Consider the following 14,846-nt stretch of genomic DNA (forward strand, 5'->3'; position numbering starts at 1 on the left):
TAAAAAAACTTCAAACAGCTATTTGCAGCAGAGAAATTTGTGCTACTCCAACATGACCAGAACAATCAGCTTAATATTTAGCAACATTTGGTGATTAAGTTTTATGCATTTAATGAAAAAAATCTGAGGAAAAGGTGGATATCTGAGCGATTAATACCATGAACGCTAAAACGCACAGCGGAAAATGCCAGCGCCAGCCATAAGTAACGCAAAAAAAGATTTAAGCAAATATAAAAAAAGACAATGGTTTCTGTCACAAATCCGTTAATGGATAGTGAGATATGGGGCGCAAATTTGGCAGGGAAATGTGTGGTGTGCTGCCGTTTAGGTCGGATAAGACGGGTACGCTGCATCCGACAATGAGTGCGGTGCCGTTGCCTGATGCGACGCTGACGCGTCTTATCAGGCCTACGTCGAGTCGAACCTCCCTGCCCCCGGAGGTTCTCATCCTCTTCAGGTCGCAGAAAGCAAAAAACCAGCCCGTAGGCTGGTTTTTCTAAATTGGTCGGTGATAGAGGATTCGAACCTCCGACCCCTTCGTCCCGAACGAAGTGCGCTACCAGGCTGCGCCAATCACCGAATGCGGGGCGCATCTTACTGCGCAGATACGCCCTCGTCAATCCCTTAATAGCAAAATGCCTTTTGATCGGCGAGAAAGTCAGCAGGCCTCTTAGTTAGCCGCTGCCTCTTTTGTCTGCGGGATGTGACACCAGTTGTTGTTTTCGTTAATTCCACCATCCGGTGAAGTATAGCCAAGACAACCCATGATGGTGTCGTACAGCTCTACGTGACGGCGTGGCACTTTCATGTCGGCTGCTTTTTTCAGCTGCGCAAACGCCTGCGCATTGACCGGATTTTCCAGATATTTATCTGACATCCAGACCATCATCGGTACGCGGAACTGCTCCGGCGGTGCCAGTTCACGCGGCGTGCCGTGCAGGTGCTCGCGTTCATTAATTGACTCGCCGTGGTCAGCTGCGTAGAACACAATCGCTTTCTTATCGCGAACCTGATCAATCACACTGGAGATAAAGTGATCCACATAGGTCACCGAGTTGTCATAGGAGTTGATCATCTGCGCTTTGGTACATCCGCTATCAACACCAATACATTCCGGCTTCCACTGCGCAAAGCTGCGCGGGTAACGCTGGGTGTAGTTAAAGTGCGAACCTTTGGTATGCAGAATGATTAGATGCTTACCATCCGGGTTGCGCCCCAGCGATTGCTGCATTTCGTCTACCAGCAACATATCATCTACCGGCTTGCCACGGTTACGTGGCTCCGCACCAATCTGTTCACGGTAAGCAATATTGTCCGCCATCGTATTGCTGTAGAACCACATTTCGCTCTGCATAGCGTAGAGGTCAGAACTGAATCCTAACTGCTTCAGTACCGCGAAAATGTTCTGTTCTTTTAATGTGCGCTGCGGATTATCTTCCGCGCCCCCCTGACGTACAAACATGCAACGCAGAGAGAGTTTGGTTGCGGTATCACAGGAGTAACCACGGAACGCCGCCAGATTTTTCTCCTGGGCCAGCTTCGGCGTGGTATTACGCTCATAGCCGAAAATGCCCATATGGTCCCAACGCGTAGTTTCACCGATGATAAACACGACATAAGTGTCATTAACATTTTGCGGTGCCTGATAAGTGAATTTCTTCGCCGGGTTAAGCAATGAATTATTATCGGAAGATTCATCGACCCGCGCCCAGGCGTACAGCCCCAACGCAGAAAGCCAGTTTGATGGCAGATAAGAGTTCGCTACGACACCGCCATAACTCGGCAAATCAACGCCGGTCGCCCTCTCCACTTTCTTCTGCTGGATATCCAGCAAACGAATCGGTGCCCAAACCATAATTCCCGCCAGTACGACGACCGCCAGGCTGCGAATACGCTGCCCTGGGGTTCGCAGTTGTCGGAGCAAGGTGTAGCGACAGCGGTTATTCCAGATAAGGATAAGAGGCAATGCGCTAACGGCGATTAACCAGAGAATAAAGTTCAGACCAACAACTTCTTTTGACAGGTCGATATCGGTGGTCATGACGGAAGCGATGATGCCATAACCAATGACCACATTAAGGAAGGTCATGTAATAGCTGGCACCTGCGGAAAAGAGCACAACCAGCGATGCCAGAATACGCCAGCTGCGGCGGCCAAACAGCGAAAGAAGACGTAGTAAAAAGAAGGTCACCAGTACGGTGGCGGCCAGTTCAACAACAGCAGAAATGCCTTTCCAGACGGTAAAATCGTGCGCATAGCTGCCGAAGCGGCGGTAAAAAACCGCGCCATTCATAAAAAGGCCAATATAGATTGCAAGCAAAAAGCTCAGCTTCTGCTGTGTAATCGATTTGATGTATCTCATGCAAACAAACCCTGGACAAACAGGTGATAACACCCTGCTTAGCGGCTTTTCAGGCCCAGCAGGGGAAAAGTGCGGAGGTAGTCAGATAAGTAAAATCTACACGCGCGAATAAGTAGACCACAGCAAAGGGAAAAAGTGTGGGGAAAGAGTGTGCATGAAGCACAAATTTACAAAAGTGCAAGTCCGGAATAGACCATTTTAACGGATTAACGACTATTCAGAGATAGGTTGGGCCAGGATGCTGGCCCAGTAACTTACTCATAGGTGATGGAAAAATTGACAAGGGCATTCGCTGTGCCACCAGTGGCCTGAGTGTTGACGACCACATAACTCGCCTGGTAGTGAAGCGACGTGGTTTCGCCATCAATCGCCCATTCAATCGGCGTTCCGCTGGAGCCTTTGGGAACTTGCTGCGTTCCTTTATCGTCCTCTATCTTCAACGCAACACCCGTTGCGCCACCAGCCTCAAGGGCAAACATGGAATCATCATCGCTGTCCGACTGACTGTCCATCTCAACGGTCGCTTTGGATATCCCATCGCACTCTTTGAGTTCAATGGTGAAATCTTTCTTGCTCAACACCGTACCGACTGCCGCAGGTTTTTGCAGCGTCATTGTTCCCATATCGACTTCGAGATTGCTTTTTTCCATCTCGCAAGCTTTAGTGGTGATAGTGATGGAGAAATGAATATCCCCTGCCGGGCCAAGATCCGTCGCCGCATTCACCCCGCAGGCAAACAGACTCAAACTGGCGATGCCGCTATGCAGCAATAGATTGAATTTCATGGCATCACTCCATTTCAAGATATATGGTCGTTACGCCTTCAAACGTCCCGCCTTTAGGCGCTTTACCCGTCGTGCTAATCGGTAAAGCCAGCAGTCGAATCGCGGCATTGCGGTGAGTTTTAGAATCCAGGCTGCTCAAATTTAATAACGTGGTGCTGCTTGCATCATTCGGTACCAAAATTTTGCCGCTGGAATCTTTCACCAGTACGCCAATATCGGGGTTGCCCATATCCACCGCTCGGGGATCGTCAGCATTGGTTGCCCCCTCAAGGCGCAACGAGACTTTGATACCATCCGAGATATTGTTGCAATCAAAGCCGAGGTTAATTTCTTGCTCTGTCGCACCTTCAGGCATTTGCCCTTGCCTGTTTTTGAATGCCGAGGAGGGGAATTCACCAAATGGCACATCCAGCACCGTGCCAGGTTTAATTTCGCAATCCTGGGTTATGGTGACGCGGCCCTGAATAGATACGGAAGATATTGGCATTGTTCCGTAATCTTTATTTGTTTTGGAGGCATACAGTTCGGCAATTAACGTGGGAGGGATGACTGAATCGCCGATAAAGGGTTTAGTAATAGCAAAGGAAAGTAGACCTGCGCCGCCCATATAGGGCGTAGTAATGACTTTGTTGCATCCGGTTGTTTGCAGCGCCTGCTGGTTTTTGAAAGGAACAAATCCATACACACTGGTACTGATGCGAATTTTCGTCGCAACCTCCAGTTCCTCCGTCAAAGTATAATATTTCATACTGTCAACCGAACGGCCAGAAGGGGGAAGCATACTCACCCCTTGTACTAGAGTATCTTTTTCATTCTTATAAGAATCAGGACATTCACAAATTAGCGATACGTTTTGTCCATTAGACCAGTTAAGGACATCCGGTAAAACCGTTCCTGCGACGTTTTTTGCCGCATCAGGTATACCAACATCCACATCGACATTATAGTGATAAGTCGTGCCATCCGCGGGGGTACATGGCCCCCACGCATCTCCGGCAAATGCCTTGCCAGAAAATCCGAATACGCATCCTAATAAGGATAATGCTATTGCCGCTTTCATTTCGCTCTCCTTGCTTACTGGCAATTGGCCGAAACAGGAATAATTCCGCCCTGTTTTAATTCCAGGGATAATTTATAAGGCGCCACGCATTGCTGCGACGCGTCATTACCCCATTTAATCAATACCCGTCCTTCCTCTGGCATTCCGCTAATATAGAGCTGTCCTTCTTCACCAACGATACTGCTCATCTCGTTTTGTTTATCGGTGATTAGCGTTGCCGTTGCTCCAAAGGGCACCGGGCTGCCCGCGGAACGAAGCAGCGTCATTAATACGCGGTAACCAACGCGGGTATCAAAACGCGCTCTGACAATCGCTCCACGCGTTGGCACCACTTTCTGGAACGCATTTTCAACGTCAACATCGTCACCCAACGAATCGCTACGCAGTGAGATTTCGTTTTCACGATACGGCATGGCGTAAGGCACGATCGCGTTACCCATCCAGTCAACCTGAACGCCGCCGTTATTCACCACGCGGGCATTGCGCGCACCGGGTACGGAGATGAGCGTCATGGTTTCGCCTAGCGGTTGGGAAAGCGTCACGCCTTCGCTATGAACTATCACGCCGCCGCGAACGCTGTAGTTGAGCTGCCGGTAATCTTTCCCGTAGCTATAGCCTACGTTGACATTACCGGACCCACCCTGATAGCCAACGTTAGCGTTACCGCTGTTACCCACACCGTTGCTGGCGTAGCCTTCCTGGACACTGTAGCTCAGGTTGCGATCCTCAAGCAGCGTTCCGCTGACCCCAACCTGTTGATTGGTACGACCATCCTGGTCGGTCGTGACGCGATAGTTACTCCAGGCCCGGCCTAGTGGAACGGAAATATTGAAAGACCACAAGCGATCGCTTTCATCCCATTCAGGGCTTTTATTCCAGCTATATGCAATACTGTAACTGACCTTGCCAATACGTCCGTTGTAACCCGCCGATACCGTGTTCTGTTTACCTGCGTCGTTCCAGTAATCCTGCTGCGTTAAATTTAAATAAACAGAGCCATATGACCCTAATTGCTGCGTCAGGTTACCCTGTATTTCGCTGCGCTTGTGATAACGGTTATAGTCGCTGTCGGCATCATTGCGAACATCGGTGGCTTCCTGGAAGGTATAGAAACCGCTGGTAGAGTATCGATAGCCCGCGAGGCGGAAATCGGTGCCGCTTTCGAAGCTCTTGGAATATAAGAAGCGATAAGATTGTCCCTGGCTATCGCGATCGTTATTCAGCTCGCTTTTCGCCTGTGTCACATCGATGGAAATCGCCCCGATATAACCAAAGTTTTTACCTATCCCTAATGCAAACGCATTGTAATTATTGGAGATTAATGCGCCGCCGTAGGCGGTCGTCCCCCACGGTAAACCATAAATCAGATCAAGCTGCCCGAAACGCGGCGAGCCGCTGTCATAATTCCCGGCCTGATATTCACCTGCGGCAAAGCTATATTTGAGATGGCCTTCACGCTGGAAAATTGGCACCGATGAGAATGGCTGAATAAAGCGTTGTTCACTGCCATCCGCTTCTTTAATAATGACCGTGAGATCACCGCTGTTTGCAGTGGGGTAAAGATCGTTTATTTCAAAGGCACCAGGCTGCACATAGGTGCGATAAATAACGTAGCCGTTTTGTTCAACACTGACTTCGGCGTTACTTTTGGCGATCCCACGAACGATGGGTGCAAAGCCTCGCTGGCTGTCGGGCAGCATCTCTTCATCGGAGGCTAACATCGCGCCACGCATCTGAACGCTGTCAAAAATATCCCCCGCGGTCGCCGTATCCCCCATTGTTAATTGCGCTTTGAAAGGGATGATGGCCCTACTCAAAGACGTACCGATATTATCCCACTGCGCTTTGCCACCGGAATGGCTCCAGGTACTGTAATTCCGTAACCGCCAAGCGCCAAGGTTCAGCCCGCTGCGTAAGTTGAGGTAGTAGCTGTCGCTCTTTAGCGTATCTTTACCATCATCATGATGAACAGTGCCATTATCATCGACATAACTGCTGGAAGACCCCGTCGAGTCATATTCACTGTTGCTCCCGCTAAAACTGTAATCCAGCAGCAACGCAGGGATACCTTCGTCCCATAAAGATTCCGGCACCGTGCCACGCGCCACCTGGTGCATCGCCGCCTGAGGGAAACTTAATACCAGCTTTTGTTCACTGAAGTCGAAATGGCTTGAGGCCAGGGGAATGATTTCGTCAAACGGTACGCAGGCTTCGGCAGGCACCAGATTGAGGGCCGGAAAGCTTTCAACGCGCACGCCCATCTCTGCCAGTTGCGTCCGGCTAAGGCAAGGCACAAGGGATTCCCCCATCGCTTTGCGCTGTGCTTCTGTGGCCTCTTTAAATTCCAGTGTGCGGGTTTCCATTCTCTGTTCATTGACGTAAACAGAGACACGATAGATGCCGGGTAACTGCTGTTCTTGGCCTTTTTCGAACATCGTTAAATCGACATGCTGGCCCACACCCTGAACGTCCTCCAGGAATTTGGGGTTAAACTTTCCGGCATGTGCAGAAAACGTGCTGGCAACAGCAACCGCCACCACAGAGATAGAAAAGGAAGAAAAAGTACGTGAAACGGTCTTCCGTGACATTGAGCTATTTCTCCTGAAAAGATATTAATCAATCAACATTTTTAGTCATCATTTCCGCTGACGATCCAAAGTCATTGATGGCGTTATATTTAATTTTAGAAACGCTACCTACCCCGGCGGGTAATGTGATATTTAATGCCCCTTTAGCGGGTACCATGCCTGCTTTTTCAATTTCTTTGTCATTCGCAAAAAATTGATTAAAGGTAATATTAAAAACTGTCGGATTATCAACGCGGAGCTGATTACCGTTACGCGTAAATCGCAGTTCATTTGGCGCGGTTTTTACATCACCCTTTAAACCTGCCGGGCGATAAAAAAGTTTGATTCGGGTGCGAACAGCAATCTGTAATACATTTTTGTTTTCGCTGTCGTCACTTTTAGACGGAATGGCTTTCACATTAACCCAGTAGACCGATTCGCGATCCTGCGGCAGGCCAGGGGTAGTATTTACAATACGCAATATATTGTTTTTTCCAGGATCGAGCCTGAACAACGGCGGGGTAATTATAAACGGTGTTTTTTTGCTGCCCGCGGCATCATCCACCCAGGACTGGATCAGAAACTCTTCCGTCTTACTTTTATTCTGTACGGTCAGCGAGGCTTCTTTCTTACTGCCATCATAAATCACACGGGTAGCACTAAGCCCAACGCCCCCCGCCAGAACTGACTGGGAGAGGAACAGAGACAGAGCCAACGCAACAAATTTACTTTTCATCATTCGATCCATGAATTTTGACGACTAATGGCGGCAATTACGCCGCCATGGGTAAAACAGACGATTACTCGTAAGACAGGTTGAAATCGACCTGCGCATTGCCGTAACCGGTCGTTACCGTTGCCAGAGTTGAAACGTAGTTGGCGGTAAAGTAGAGAACCGTCTGGCCTTTACTCAGATCAACACTTGCTTTACCACCGTTAAGAGCGACCAGGGTGTTGCTGTTATCATAAATACCGATACCAACACCTTTCGCCGCACCGGCTTCAGTACTAACAGAAATCAGATCAGATTGATCTGCATCACCAACACCGCTAAAGCTCACATTGGCTTTTTTCATCGTGGTGGTATCGCAATCTTCCAGTTTGATTTCGAAAGGTTTTGCCGGGGATTTGTCACCAACCGCAGCAAATACAGATTTTTGTACCTGACCCAACACAACTTCCTGGTTCTGAGAGTCAACGGACAGTACGCAAGGTGAATCCACGATCTCGCCTGTAAATTTAACCGTGCCGTCACCAGACTCTGCTGCGAATACAGTGCCAGAAGTTAACGCCAGTGCGGTTAAGGCAAAAACGACCTTTTTCATGAAAAACTCCATTTAAAAAATTACATTAAAAAGAAAATCTTGATGTATCAAAATCGACAACTTTGAAGGAAGGATTATACAATGAAATACGAATAATAAAATTATACGAATAATATATTAATAGCGCATCCAACTTTAAATCTTAAAAAAAATCATTGCGTTACATTTTCACATAAAAAGCCATCGTTTATTTTTAGGAATAAATAAATATAAAATATCAATTAAACAAAACAAAAACATTCACCACACAAATAATAAGATAAAATATTTTCATTTTTATTCTTTAAAATGCAATAAAAAAGGAGGATTTCCTCCCCCTTTCGTTCAAAATCTGTAGTTCCTGGCTAAATATGCGCCTCACGCAATACTTTCTGCTCTGGCTGACGAATCGTCGTAGAAAGCGCCAATGACAGAATCAGCAGAGCAAAGATGACGTAGAACGTCACATAGAAGCCGCCAAACAGTGAGGCGATAATCGAACCACAAATGCTACCGATACCGAAACCGAGGTAAATCACACCGTAGTTTTTCGCCAGGTTATTGAGGCCGAAGAACTCACTGACCAGTGACGGAAAGACGGTAATAGTGCCGCCAAAGTTAAATGCCACGCAGGCAATCGCTGCAAAGAACGTCACTGCATTCAATGGTGCAAACAGCAGGGCCGCCATACCCACAAGCGAAATTACCTGACCAATGGTGATAACACGGATACGGGCGATTTTGTCAGACAGAATGCCCAGCACCAGACGACCTGAAAGGTTGGCGATGGAAATAACAGTGACTGCATTGGCTGCGGAAACCACATCAAGGTGTGCCAGACTTTGGGCGATATCTTTCGCTACCCCAATCACATACAGGCCGCTCATGCAGGCAGTCAGGAACATTACCGCTAACATCCAGTACTGCGGTTTACGCATCGACTCTGCCAGCGTGTAATCTTTCTCCACTACGCCATTGCTGGTTTTCACTTCCTGTTTTGGTGCGTCTTTCATTAATGTTGCGCCGAAAACAATCATCACCAGCGCAATCGCTCCCCAAATCACAAAGGTTTTTTCCAGACCGACCGTTTCCAGCAGCTGCGTGTCGATAAATTTGAAACCCAGGCTACCCAGACCATAAGAACCGATAGCGAACGCGGAGATCAGACCTTTACGCTCCGGGAACCATTTCACGCAGTTAGAGAGCGTCAGCAGGTAACCCGCGCCATCCGCCAGACCGACCAGCACACCGGCGCTTAACCACAGCATCATCAGGTTGTCAGAATGCGCTGTCAGGAAGAACCCTAATCCCAGCAAAATGCCGGAAGCGATGGTGACGCGTTTAACACCAAAACGTTCCTGCAATTTGCCCGCAACAGAAGACGATATTGCCAGCCCCAGACTTAACAAGCCGAAAGAGAAAGCGACCTGGCTTACCGGCGCATCCAGCTTGGCGGAAAGCGCGCCGTTAAACAGGCTCCAGGTATAAACCGACCCCAGCGCAAACTGGGTAATGATAGTACCGATGAGTGTCAACCAGCGGGTACGCTGATAATTTGAAGGTGTCATGGCAGTATTCCTGCAGTAATAAAAAGGAAAAATCTCTGCCGACAACCATAACGAAGTGCACTTTATGCCTGGGGAAAAACGGCATGAAATGCCATCAGAACGGAATGAAATGCCTTAGTTCAGGAATGAATGACGCGACAATTATTCACCAAATTTATTATTTGGTAAGTTAGCACCCACTATCGCCACAACTATTGTTATTCAATGGTTTTAATTGTGATTGTTACGTTAAAATCTGGCACTAACCCCCATCGTATACAGATAATCGCTATTGTTAGTGGTATTTTCTGCCTGAGATAGCGCGGCATAGGCGGCAATATTTTGATTGAGCAACATATCAGCGCCTACGGTGACATCCAGCCAGTTGCCGTTCTGGTTTGTCGCCGTCATCCGGCTCAGGCCTGATTGCGCCTTCCAGATATTCTCGCCAAATTGCTGGTTATAGCTGATTTGCGCCCAGGGTCGGAGATCGCCAAGCCGGGAGTCAACACGCCAGCCTAAGGTACTCACGCTGGCATGCCATAACGGATCGGTCAGAGTGGTAGTACTGTCGCCAAACTCGTTATACATCGAGGTGGTTGTGCCATCGTAATGTAATGCCGCGACCGGGCCAGTTGTAACCTGTTCATATAAAGGAAAATTCCAGCCCATACTCATACTGCTGGTCACATCCACAGGGGTTTCTTCCGCCAGATTGACTTCCAGTCCCAGCGCCCTTTGGCTACTTTGAATACGTTGCGACAAAATATCGTTGTAATCAGGTTGATGATCACTATCCCAGGTGTAACGCTCTGTGGAATGCCCGGGTTGCGTATCAACGATATATTCTTGTTGCCAGGCGTAAGCTGTGTTGAGAAAAAAGGCACTGATTACCACACTCGCCAGCAGGCTTAGCTGCCAGCGACCACCGCTTTTTTTTATGATCATTAACACGACTCCAGGGAAGAGCCGAATTCGGCAATATTATTGTCATTGTATGAAGGATATCGGGCATAGTAGCCCTGTATTAAATATTGACTTTTTCACCGATGCGTCAAGAAAAGCGGCTGAAATTTTTACGATCGGGTACATAGCGAGGGAAAGTATGGAACGTTGCGGCTGGGTGAGTCAGGACCCGCTTTATATTGCCTACCATGATAATGAGTGGGGCGTGCCTGAAACTGACAGTAAAAAACTGTTCGAAATGATCTGCCTGGAAGGGCAGCAGGCTGGGTTATCGTGGATCACCGTCCTCAAAAAACGCGAAAACTATCGCGCCTGCTTTCATCAGTTCGATCCGGTGAAGGTTGCCGCAATGCAGGAAGAGGATGTCGAAAGACTGGTACAGGACGCCGGGATTATCCGCCATCGCGGGAAAATTCAGGCAATTATTGGTAATGCGCGGGCGTACCTGCAAATGGAACAGAACGGCGAACCGTTTGCCGACTTTGTCTGGTCGTTTGTAAATCATCAGCCACAGGTGACACAAGCCACAACGTTGAGCGAAATCCCCACATCTACGCCCGCCTCCGACGCCCTATCTAAGGCACTGAAAAAACGTGGTTTTAAGTTTGTCGGTACCACAATCTGTTACTCCTTTATGCAGGCATGTGGGCTGGTGAATGATCATGTGGTTGGCTGCTGTTGCTATCCGGGAAATAAACCATGATTAGGGAAGCGCAACGTTCAGAACTCCCCGCGATCCTCGAACTGTGGCTGGAAAGTACAACCTGGGGCCATCCCTTTATAAAAGCGAATTACTGGCGCGAGTGCATTCCGCTGGTGCGGGATGCCTATCTTGCCAACGCACAAAACTGGGTCTGGGAAGAAGACAGTAAGCTTCTTGGTTTTGTCAGCATTATGGAAGGCCGATTTCTGGCAGCGATGTTTGTCGCACCGAAGGCCGTCAGGCGCGGTATTGGTAAGGCGCTGATGCAGTATGTGCAACAGCGCCATCCCCATCTGATGCTGGAGGTTTATCAAAAAAATCAACCGGCGATAGATTTTTACCAGGCGCAGGGTTTTCACATTGTCGATTGCGCATGGCAGGATGAAACCCAACTACCCACCTGGATTATGAGCTGGCCGGTGGTTCAAACGCTGTAAGTGTCAGTTCCGGACCGTTGTATTTTTCTAGCCATGCCAGCGCCGTATTACCCGCACAGCCATTCCCCAGCCGCGAGCTGGGGAGATCTTTGGTCAGCACGTTCACTGCGCCGTTTTTACAAATACCGTCAGCGGTTAAATCCAGATCCGGCCATGCCCCTTCGTGAATGCAAATCACGCCAGGTTTAATTCCCTCGCTAATGACCGCTCCGGCAAGAATTTGCCCGCGTGAGTTCCACAGCCGAACAGTATCGCCATCTTGTATGCCGCGCGCCTGGGCATCGTCAGGATGAATGGTGACAGGCTCACGGTTTGCCACCGCGTACAATTCGCGCAGAGAACTGTAATTCAGCTGGCTGTGCAGACGATGCGCCGGATGAGCAGAAAGTACCTGTAACTGTTCCGGTTCGGCATTGCCCTGCCATTCGTCCGGCACCAGCCACATTGGATGCCCCGGGCAATCCGGATAAGCGTAATCGGCAATACGCTGCGAGAAGATTTCAATCTTACCGCTGGCGGTTTTTAATGGATGCGCCTGCGGATCGCGGCAAAAATCAGCGAAGCGAATAAACCGCTCGCTGTCCGGGTTTTCCGGCATCTCAATTAACTGATTGGCTTGCCAGAACTCAGCAAATGGCGGCAATTCAACCTGCTGGTTTGCCCCGCGCTGTCGGGCAACGTTATAAAACGTTTCCAGCCATTGCAGCTCACTTTTTCCTTCCGTAAAACGTGCATAACCGCCCTTCTCCCAGCGTTCACTTAACTCGGCAAAAACATCAAAATCATTACGCGCTTCATAGCGTGGCGGCACCACTTGCTTCATCGGCACCAGATGCTGATTACTGTAATCACCGGTCATGGTGAGATCATTACGCTCAAAAGAGGTAGTCGCAGGCAGAACGATATCCGCGTGTTTTGCCGCCGCCGTCCAGAAGCATTCAGAGATCACCACCAGCTCCGGTTTTTGCCAGGCACGGATCAGGCGATTGGTATCCTGATGATGAGTAAAGTTGGCACCGCCCGCCCACCAGATAAAACGAATATCCGGGAAATGTCGGTTCATACCGTTGTGTTGATATGCGCCACCAGGGTTTTCCAGTGCTTCAACAATGCGGGCAACAGGGATTTTATCCACCGCATCGCAGCCACCCGGCAAGCTGCCCTGCATGGAAGAGAGCACCGCAGAACGCCGCGTGGGGTTACCACCATTGGCAAAATGATAAGAAAGACCAAAACCGCCGCCGGGTGTGCCGATTTGCCCCAACATTGCTGCCAGCGTGACGATCATCCAGTGTTTTTGCTCACCAAACTGTTGGCGCTGCATTCCCCAGCCTGCCATCAGCATGGTGGTATTTTGGTGGAAAATAGCCGCCAGCTCGCGGATTTTCGCTGCGCCAACACCACAAATCTCTGCCGCCCATTCGGCGTTTTTCGCTATTCCGTCACTCTCGCCCAGCAAATAAGAGGCGAAGACGGCATAACCGGTGGTGCAACGCGCCAGAAACGCTTCGTCGTGCCAACCATTTTCCACCAACGTATGGGCGATCCCCAGCATCAGCGCAACATCGGTGCCCATGTGCGGTGCCACCCACTCCATTTTATCGCCAAAGAAATCGACGGTTTCCGATCGCATTGGATCAATGCAGATCAGCTTTTTCCCGCTGTCACGCAGTGCGGAAAAGTAAGAAAGCCCCTGCTCATCAGATGCATTCCACGCAATTTTCAGCGTATTGAGTGGGTTAGCACTCCACAGCACCACGACATCGCTATGTTCCAGCACCAGCGGCCAACTGGTTTGCTGTTGATAAACTTCGCTGCCACCCACGACATACGGCATGATCGCCTGTGCCGCACCGGTCGAATAATCCCCCAGATGCCCGGTATAACCGCCTGCCAGCGCCATATAGCGTTGTAATAATGTCGAGGCCTTATGCAGCACGCCGTTTGAACGCCAGCCGTAGGAACCAGCAAAAATCGATGCCGGACCATAAGCCTCACGAATGCGTTTATGTTGTTGGTGAATAAGATCCAGCGCCTCATCCCAACTCACGCGAACAAATTCATCCTGCCCACGAATGCCTTGCGGGTTTTCCGGTGACGCGAGAAAGCCTTTGCGCACCATTGGAAATCGTACCCGCGTATTGCTGTGAACCTGGTCGCGAACCGCGCTCTGCAAGGAGTTTTCCATTCCTGTGGCTAACGCGCCACGCGAGCTAAACACGGTTTCGCCGTCGGTTTCAACCAGCATGGGCCCCCAATGGGCGGCAGTCAGAACGGAATATCGTGAGGATGAGTTGGCCAAACCGAAGACTCCTGAAAGGTTAGATGTATTGAGCAGTTAAATATTACTTACAAATTTCCGAGTATTCCCAGGAATAATCTTCATGTTCACGCGGCATAATCTCCCGCCACGGAACCCGTGGCAAAGAATAAAAAGGTTATTAAGGATTAACAATGAAGAAACGTGTTTATCTTATTGCCGCCGTAGTGAGTGGCGCTCTGGCGGTATCTGGCTGCACAACTAACCCTTACACCGGCGAACGCGAAGCAGGTAAATCTGCTATCGGCGCAGGTCTGGGCTCTCTCGTGGGCGCGGGTATTGGAGCGCTCTCTTCTTCTAAGAAAGATCGCGGTAAAGGCGCGCTGATTGGCGCAGCAGCAGGCGCAGCTCTGGGCGGCGGCGTGGGTTATTACATGGATGTGCAGGAAGCGAAGCTGCGTGACAAAATGCGCGGCACTGGTGTTAGCGTAACCCGCAGCGGGGATAACATTATCCTCAATATGCCGAACAATGTGACCTTCGACAGCAGCAGCGCGACCCTGAAACCTGCGGGCGCTAACACCCTGACCGGCGTGGCAATGGTGCTGAAAGAGTATCCGAAAACGGCGGTTAACGTGATTGGTTATACCGACAGCACGGGTGGTCACGATCTGAACATGCGTCTCTCCCAGCAGCGTGCGGATTCCGTTGCCAGCGCGTTGATCACCCAGGGCGTGGACGCCAGCCGCATCCGTACTCAGGGCCTTGGCCCGGCTAACCCAATCGCCAGCAACAGCACCGCAGAAGGTAAGGCGCAAAACCGCCGTGTAGAAATTACCTTAAGCCCGCTGTAAT

The 14,846-nt window shown here is 49.7% G+C and carries 12 protein-coding genes and 1 tRNA gene; 3 read left to right on the forward strand and 10 right to left on the reverse strand.

Annotated features, from left to right (window positions below; genetic code table 11):
- Positions 1 to 502: 502 nt before the first annotated feature.
- From ACJHW7_RS10815 to ACJHW7_RS10855, 9 genes are all read right to left on the reverse strand, one after another.
- Positions 503 to 579: transfer RNA gene (locus tag ACJHW7_RS10815), tRNA-Pro, on the reverse strand.
- 91 nt (positions 580 to 670) lie between these two features.
- On the reverse strand, positions 671 to 2,362 hold the full coding sequence (eptB, locus tag ACJHW7_RS10820; protein WP_001269211.1) for a kdo(2)-lipid A phosphoethanolamine 7''-transferase: 1,692 nt from the start codon (positions 2,360 to 2,362) through the stop codon (positions 671 to 673).
- A 254-nt stretch (positions 2,363 to 2,616) separates the two neighbouring features.
- A complete protein-coding gene (lpfE, locus tag ACJHW7_RS10825) occupies positions 2,617 to 3,147 on the reverse strand; it encodes a long polar fimbrial protein LpfE (protein WP_001626224.1) in 531 nt (176 codons plus the stop codon).
- Between the two features lie 4 nt (positions 3,148 to 3,151).
- Positions 3,152 to 4,207 carry a fimbrial protein gene (locus ACJHW7_RS10830; RefSeq protein WP_021557306.1) on the reverse strand — a complete coding sequence of 352 codons (1,056 nt, stop codon included), beginning with the start codon at positions 4,205 to 4,207 and terminating at the stop codon, positions 3,152 to 3,154.
- A gap of 14 nt (positions 4,208 to 4,221) precedes the next feature.
- Positions 4,222 to 6,795: an outer membrane usher protein LpfC gene (gene lpfC, locus ACJHW7_RS10835; protein ID WP_021557307.1), complete on the reverse strand. Its 2,574-nt coding sequence runs from the start codon at positions 6,793 to 6,795 to the stop codon at positions 4,222 to 4,224.
- A 28-nt stretch (positions 6,796 to 6,823) separates the two neighbouring features.
- The gene (gene lpfB / locus ACJHW7_RS10840; RefSeq protein WP_021557308.1) at positions 6,824 to 7,510 is read right to left on the reverse strand and encodes a long polar fimbrial biogenesis chaperone LpfB; all 687 of its coding nucleotides are present in this window, start codon (positions 7,508 to 7,510) and stop codon (positions 6,824 to 6,826) included.
- A 64-nt stretch (positions 7,511 to 7,574) separates the two neighbouring features.
- Positions 7,575 to 8,099 carry a long polar fimbria major subunit LpfA1 gene (lpfA1, locus tag ACJHW7_RS10845; RefSeq protein ID WP_021557309.1) on the reverse strand — a complete coding sequence of 175 codons (525 nt, stop codon included), beginning with the start codon at positions 8,097 to 8,099 and terminating at the stop codon, positions 7,575 to 7,577.
- A gap of 344 nt (positions 8,100 to 8,443) precedes the next feature.
- On the reverse strand, positions 8,444 to 9,646 hold the full coding sequence (locus ACJHW7_RS10850; protein ID WP_000189016.1) for an MFS transporter: 1,203 nt from the start codon (positions 9,644 to 9,646) through the stop codon (positions 8,444 to 8,446).
- Between the two features lie 228 nt (positions 9,647 to 9,874).
- Positions 9,875 to 10,573 (reverse strand): autotransporter outer membrane beta-barrel domain-containing protein, encoded by a 699-nt coding sequence (locus tag ACJHW7_RS10855; RefSeq protein ID WP_000584472.1) that lies wholly within the window; start codon positions 10,571 to 10,573, stop codon positions 9,875 to 9,877.
- 157 nt (positions 10,574 to 10,730) lie between these two features.
- Here ACJHW7_RS10855 and tag point away from each other — a divergent pair, with 157 nt between their 5' ends.
- Both tag and ACJHW7_RS10865 read left to right on the forward strand, forming a co-directional pair.
- Positions 10,731 to 11,294, forward strand: a complete 564-nt coding sequence (gene tag, locus ACJHW7_RS10860) for a DNA-3-methyladenine glycosylase I (RefSeq protein ID WP_000438948.1) — start codon at positions 10,731 to 10,733, stop codon at positions 11,292 to 11,294.
- On the forward strand, positions 11,291 to 11,731 hold the full coding sequence (locus ACJHW7_RS10865; protein WP_000617485.1) for an N-acetyltransferase: 441 nt from the start codon (positions 11,291 to 11,293) through the stop codon (positions 11,729 to 11,731). Before tag ends, ACJHW7_RS10865 begins: the two co-directional genes overlap by 4 nt.
- Here the strand turns inward: ACJHW7_RS10865 and bisC are convergent.
- Positions 11,700 to 14,033, reverse strand: a complete 2,334-nt coding sequence (gene bisC, locus ACJHW7_RS10870; protein ID WP_071843989.1) for a biotin sulfoxide reductase — start codon at positions 14,031 to 14,033, stop codon at positions 11,700 to 11,702. The two genes, ACJHW7_RS10865 and bisC, sit on opposite strands and share 32 nt — an antisense overlap.
- Before the next feature lie 152 nt (positions 14,034 to 14,185).
- Here bisC and ACJHW7_RS10875 point away from each other — a divergent pair, with 152 nt between their 5' ends.
- Positions 14,186 to 14,845: an OmpA family lipoprotein gene (locus tag ACJHW7_RS10875; protein ID WP_000747625.1), complete on the forward strand. Its 660-nt coding sequence runs from the start codon at positions 14,186 to 14,188 to the stop codon at positions 14,843 to 14,845.
- Position 14,846 lies beyond the last annotated feature (1 nt).

Source organism: Escherichia sp. WS1152 (assembly GCF_046487665.1).
Classification (GTDB): Bacteria; Pseudomonadota; Gammaproteobacteria; order Enterobacterales; family Enterobacteriaceae; genus Escherichia; species Escherichia coli.

Bases quoted from the DNA above. Each gene is read 5' to 3' on its own strand.
- ACJHW7_RS10875 (WP_000747625.1), top strand. From the start codon at position 14,186: ATGAAGAAACGTGTTTATCTTATTGCCGCCGTAGTGAGTGGCGCTCTG.
- lpfB (WP_021557308.1), bottom strand. From the start codon at position 7,510: ATGAAAAGTAAATTTGTTGCGTTGGCTCTGTCTCTGTTCCTCTCCCAG.
- lpfE (WP_001626224.1), bottom strand. From the start codon at position 3,147: ATGAAATTCAATCTATTGCTGCATAGCGGCATCGCCAGTTTGAGTCTG.
- eptB (WP_001269211.1), bottom strand. From the start codon at position 2,362: ATGAGATACATCAAATCGATTACACAGCAGAAGCTGAGCTTTTTGCTT.
- ACJHW7_RS10865 (WP_000617485.1), top strand. From the start codon at position 11,291: ATGATTAGGGAAGCGCAACGTTCAGAACTCCCCGCGATCCTCGAACTG.
- lpfA1 (WP_021557309.1), bottom strand. From the start codon at position 8,099: ATGAAAAAGGTCGTTTTTGCCTTAACCGCACTGGCGTTAACTTCTGGC.
- lpfC (WP_021557307.1), bottom strand. From the start codon at position 6,795: ATGTCACGGAAGACCGTTTCACGTACTTTTTCTTCCTTTTCTATCTCT.
- ACJHW7_RS10850 (WP_000189016.1), bottom strand. From the start codon at position 9,646: ATGACACCTTCAAATTATCAGCGTACCCGCTGGTTGACACTCATCGGT.
- ACJHW7_RS10855 (WP_000584472.1), bottom strand. From the start codon at position 10,573: ATGATCATAAAAAAAAGCGGTGGTCGCTGGCAGCTAAGCCTGCTGGCG.
- ACJHW7_RS10830 (WP_021557306.1), bottom strand. From the start codon at position 4,207: ATGAAAGCGGCAATAGCATTATCCTTATTAGGATGCGTATTCGGATTT.
- tag (WP_000438948.1), top strand. From the start codon at position 10,731: ATGGAACGTTGCGGCTGGGTGAGTCAGGACCCGCTTTATATTGCCTAC.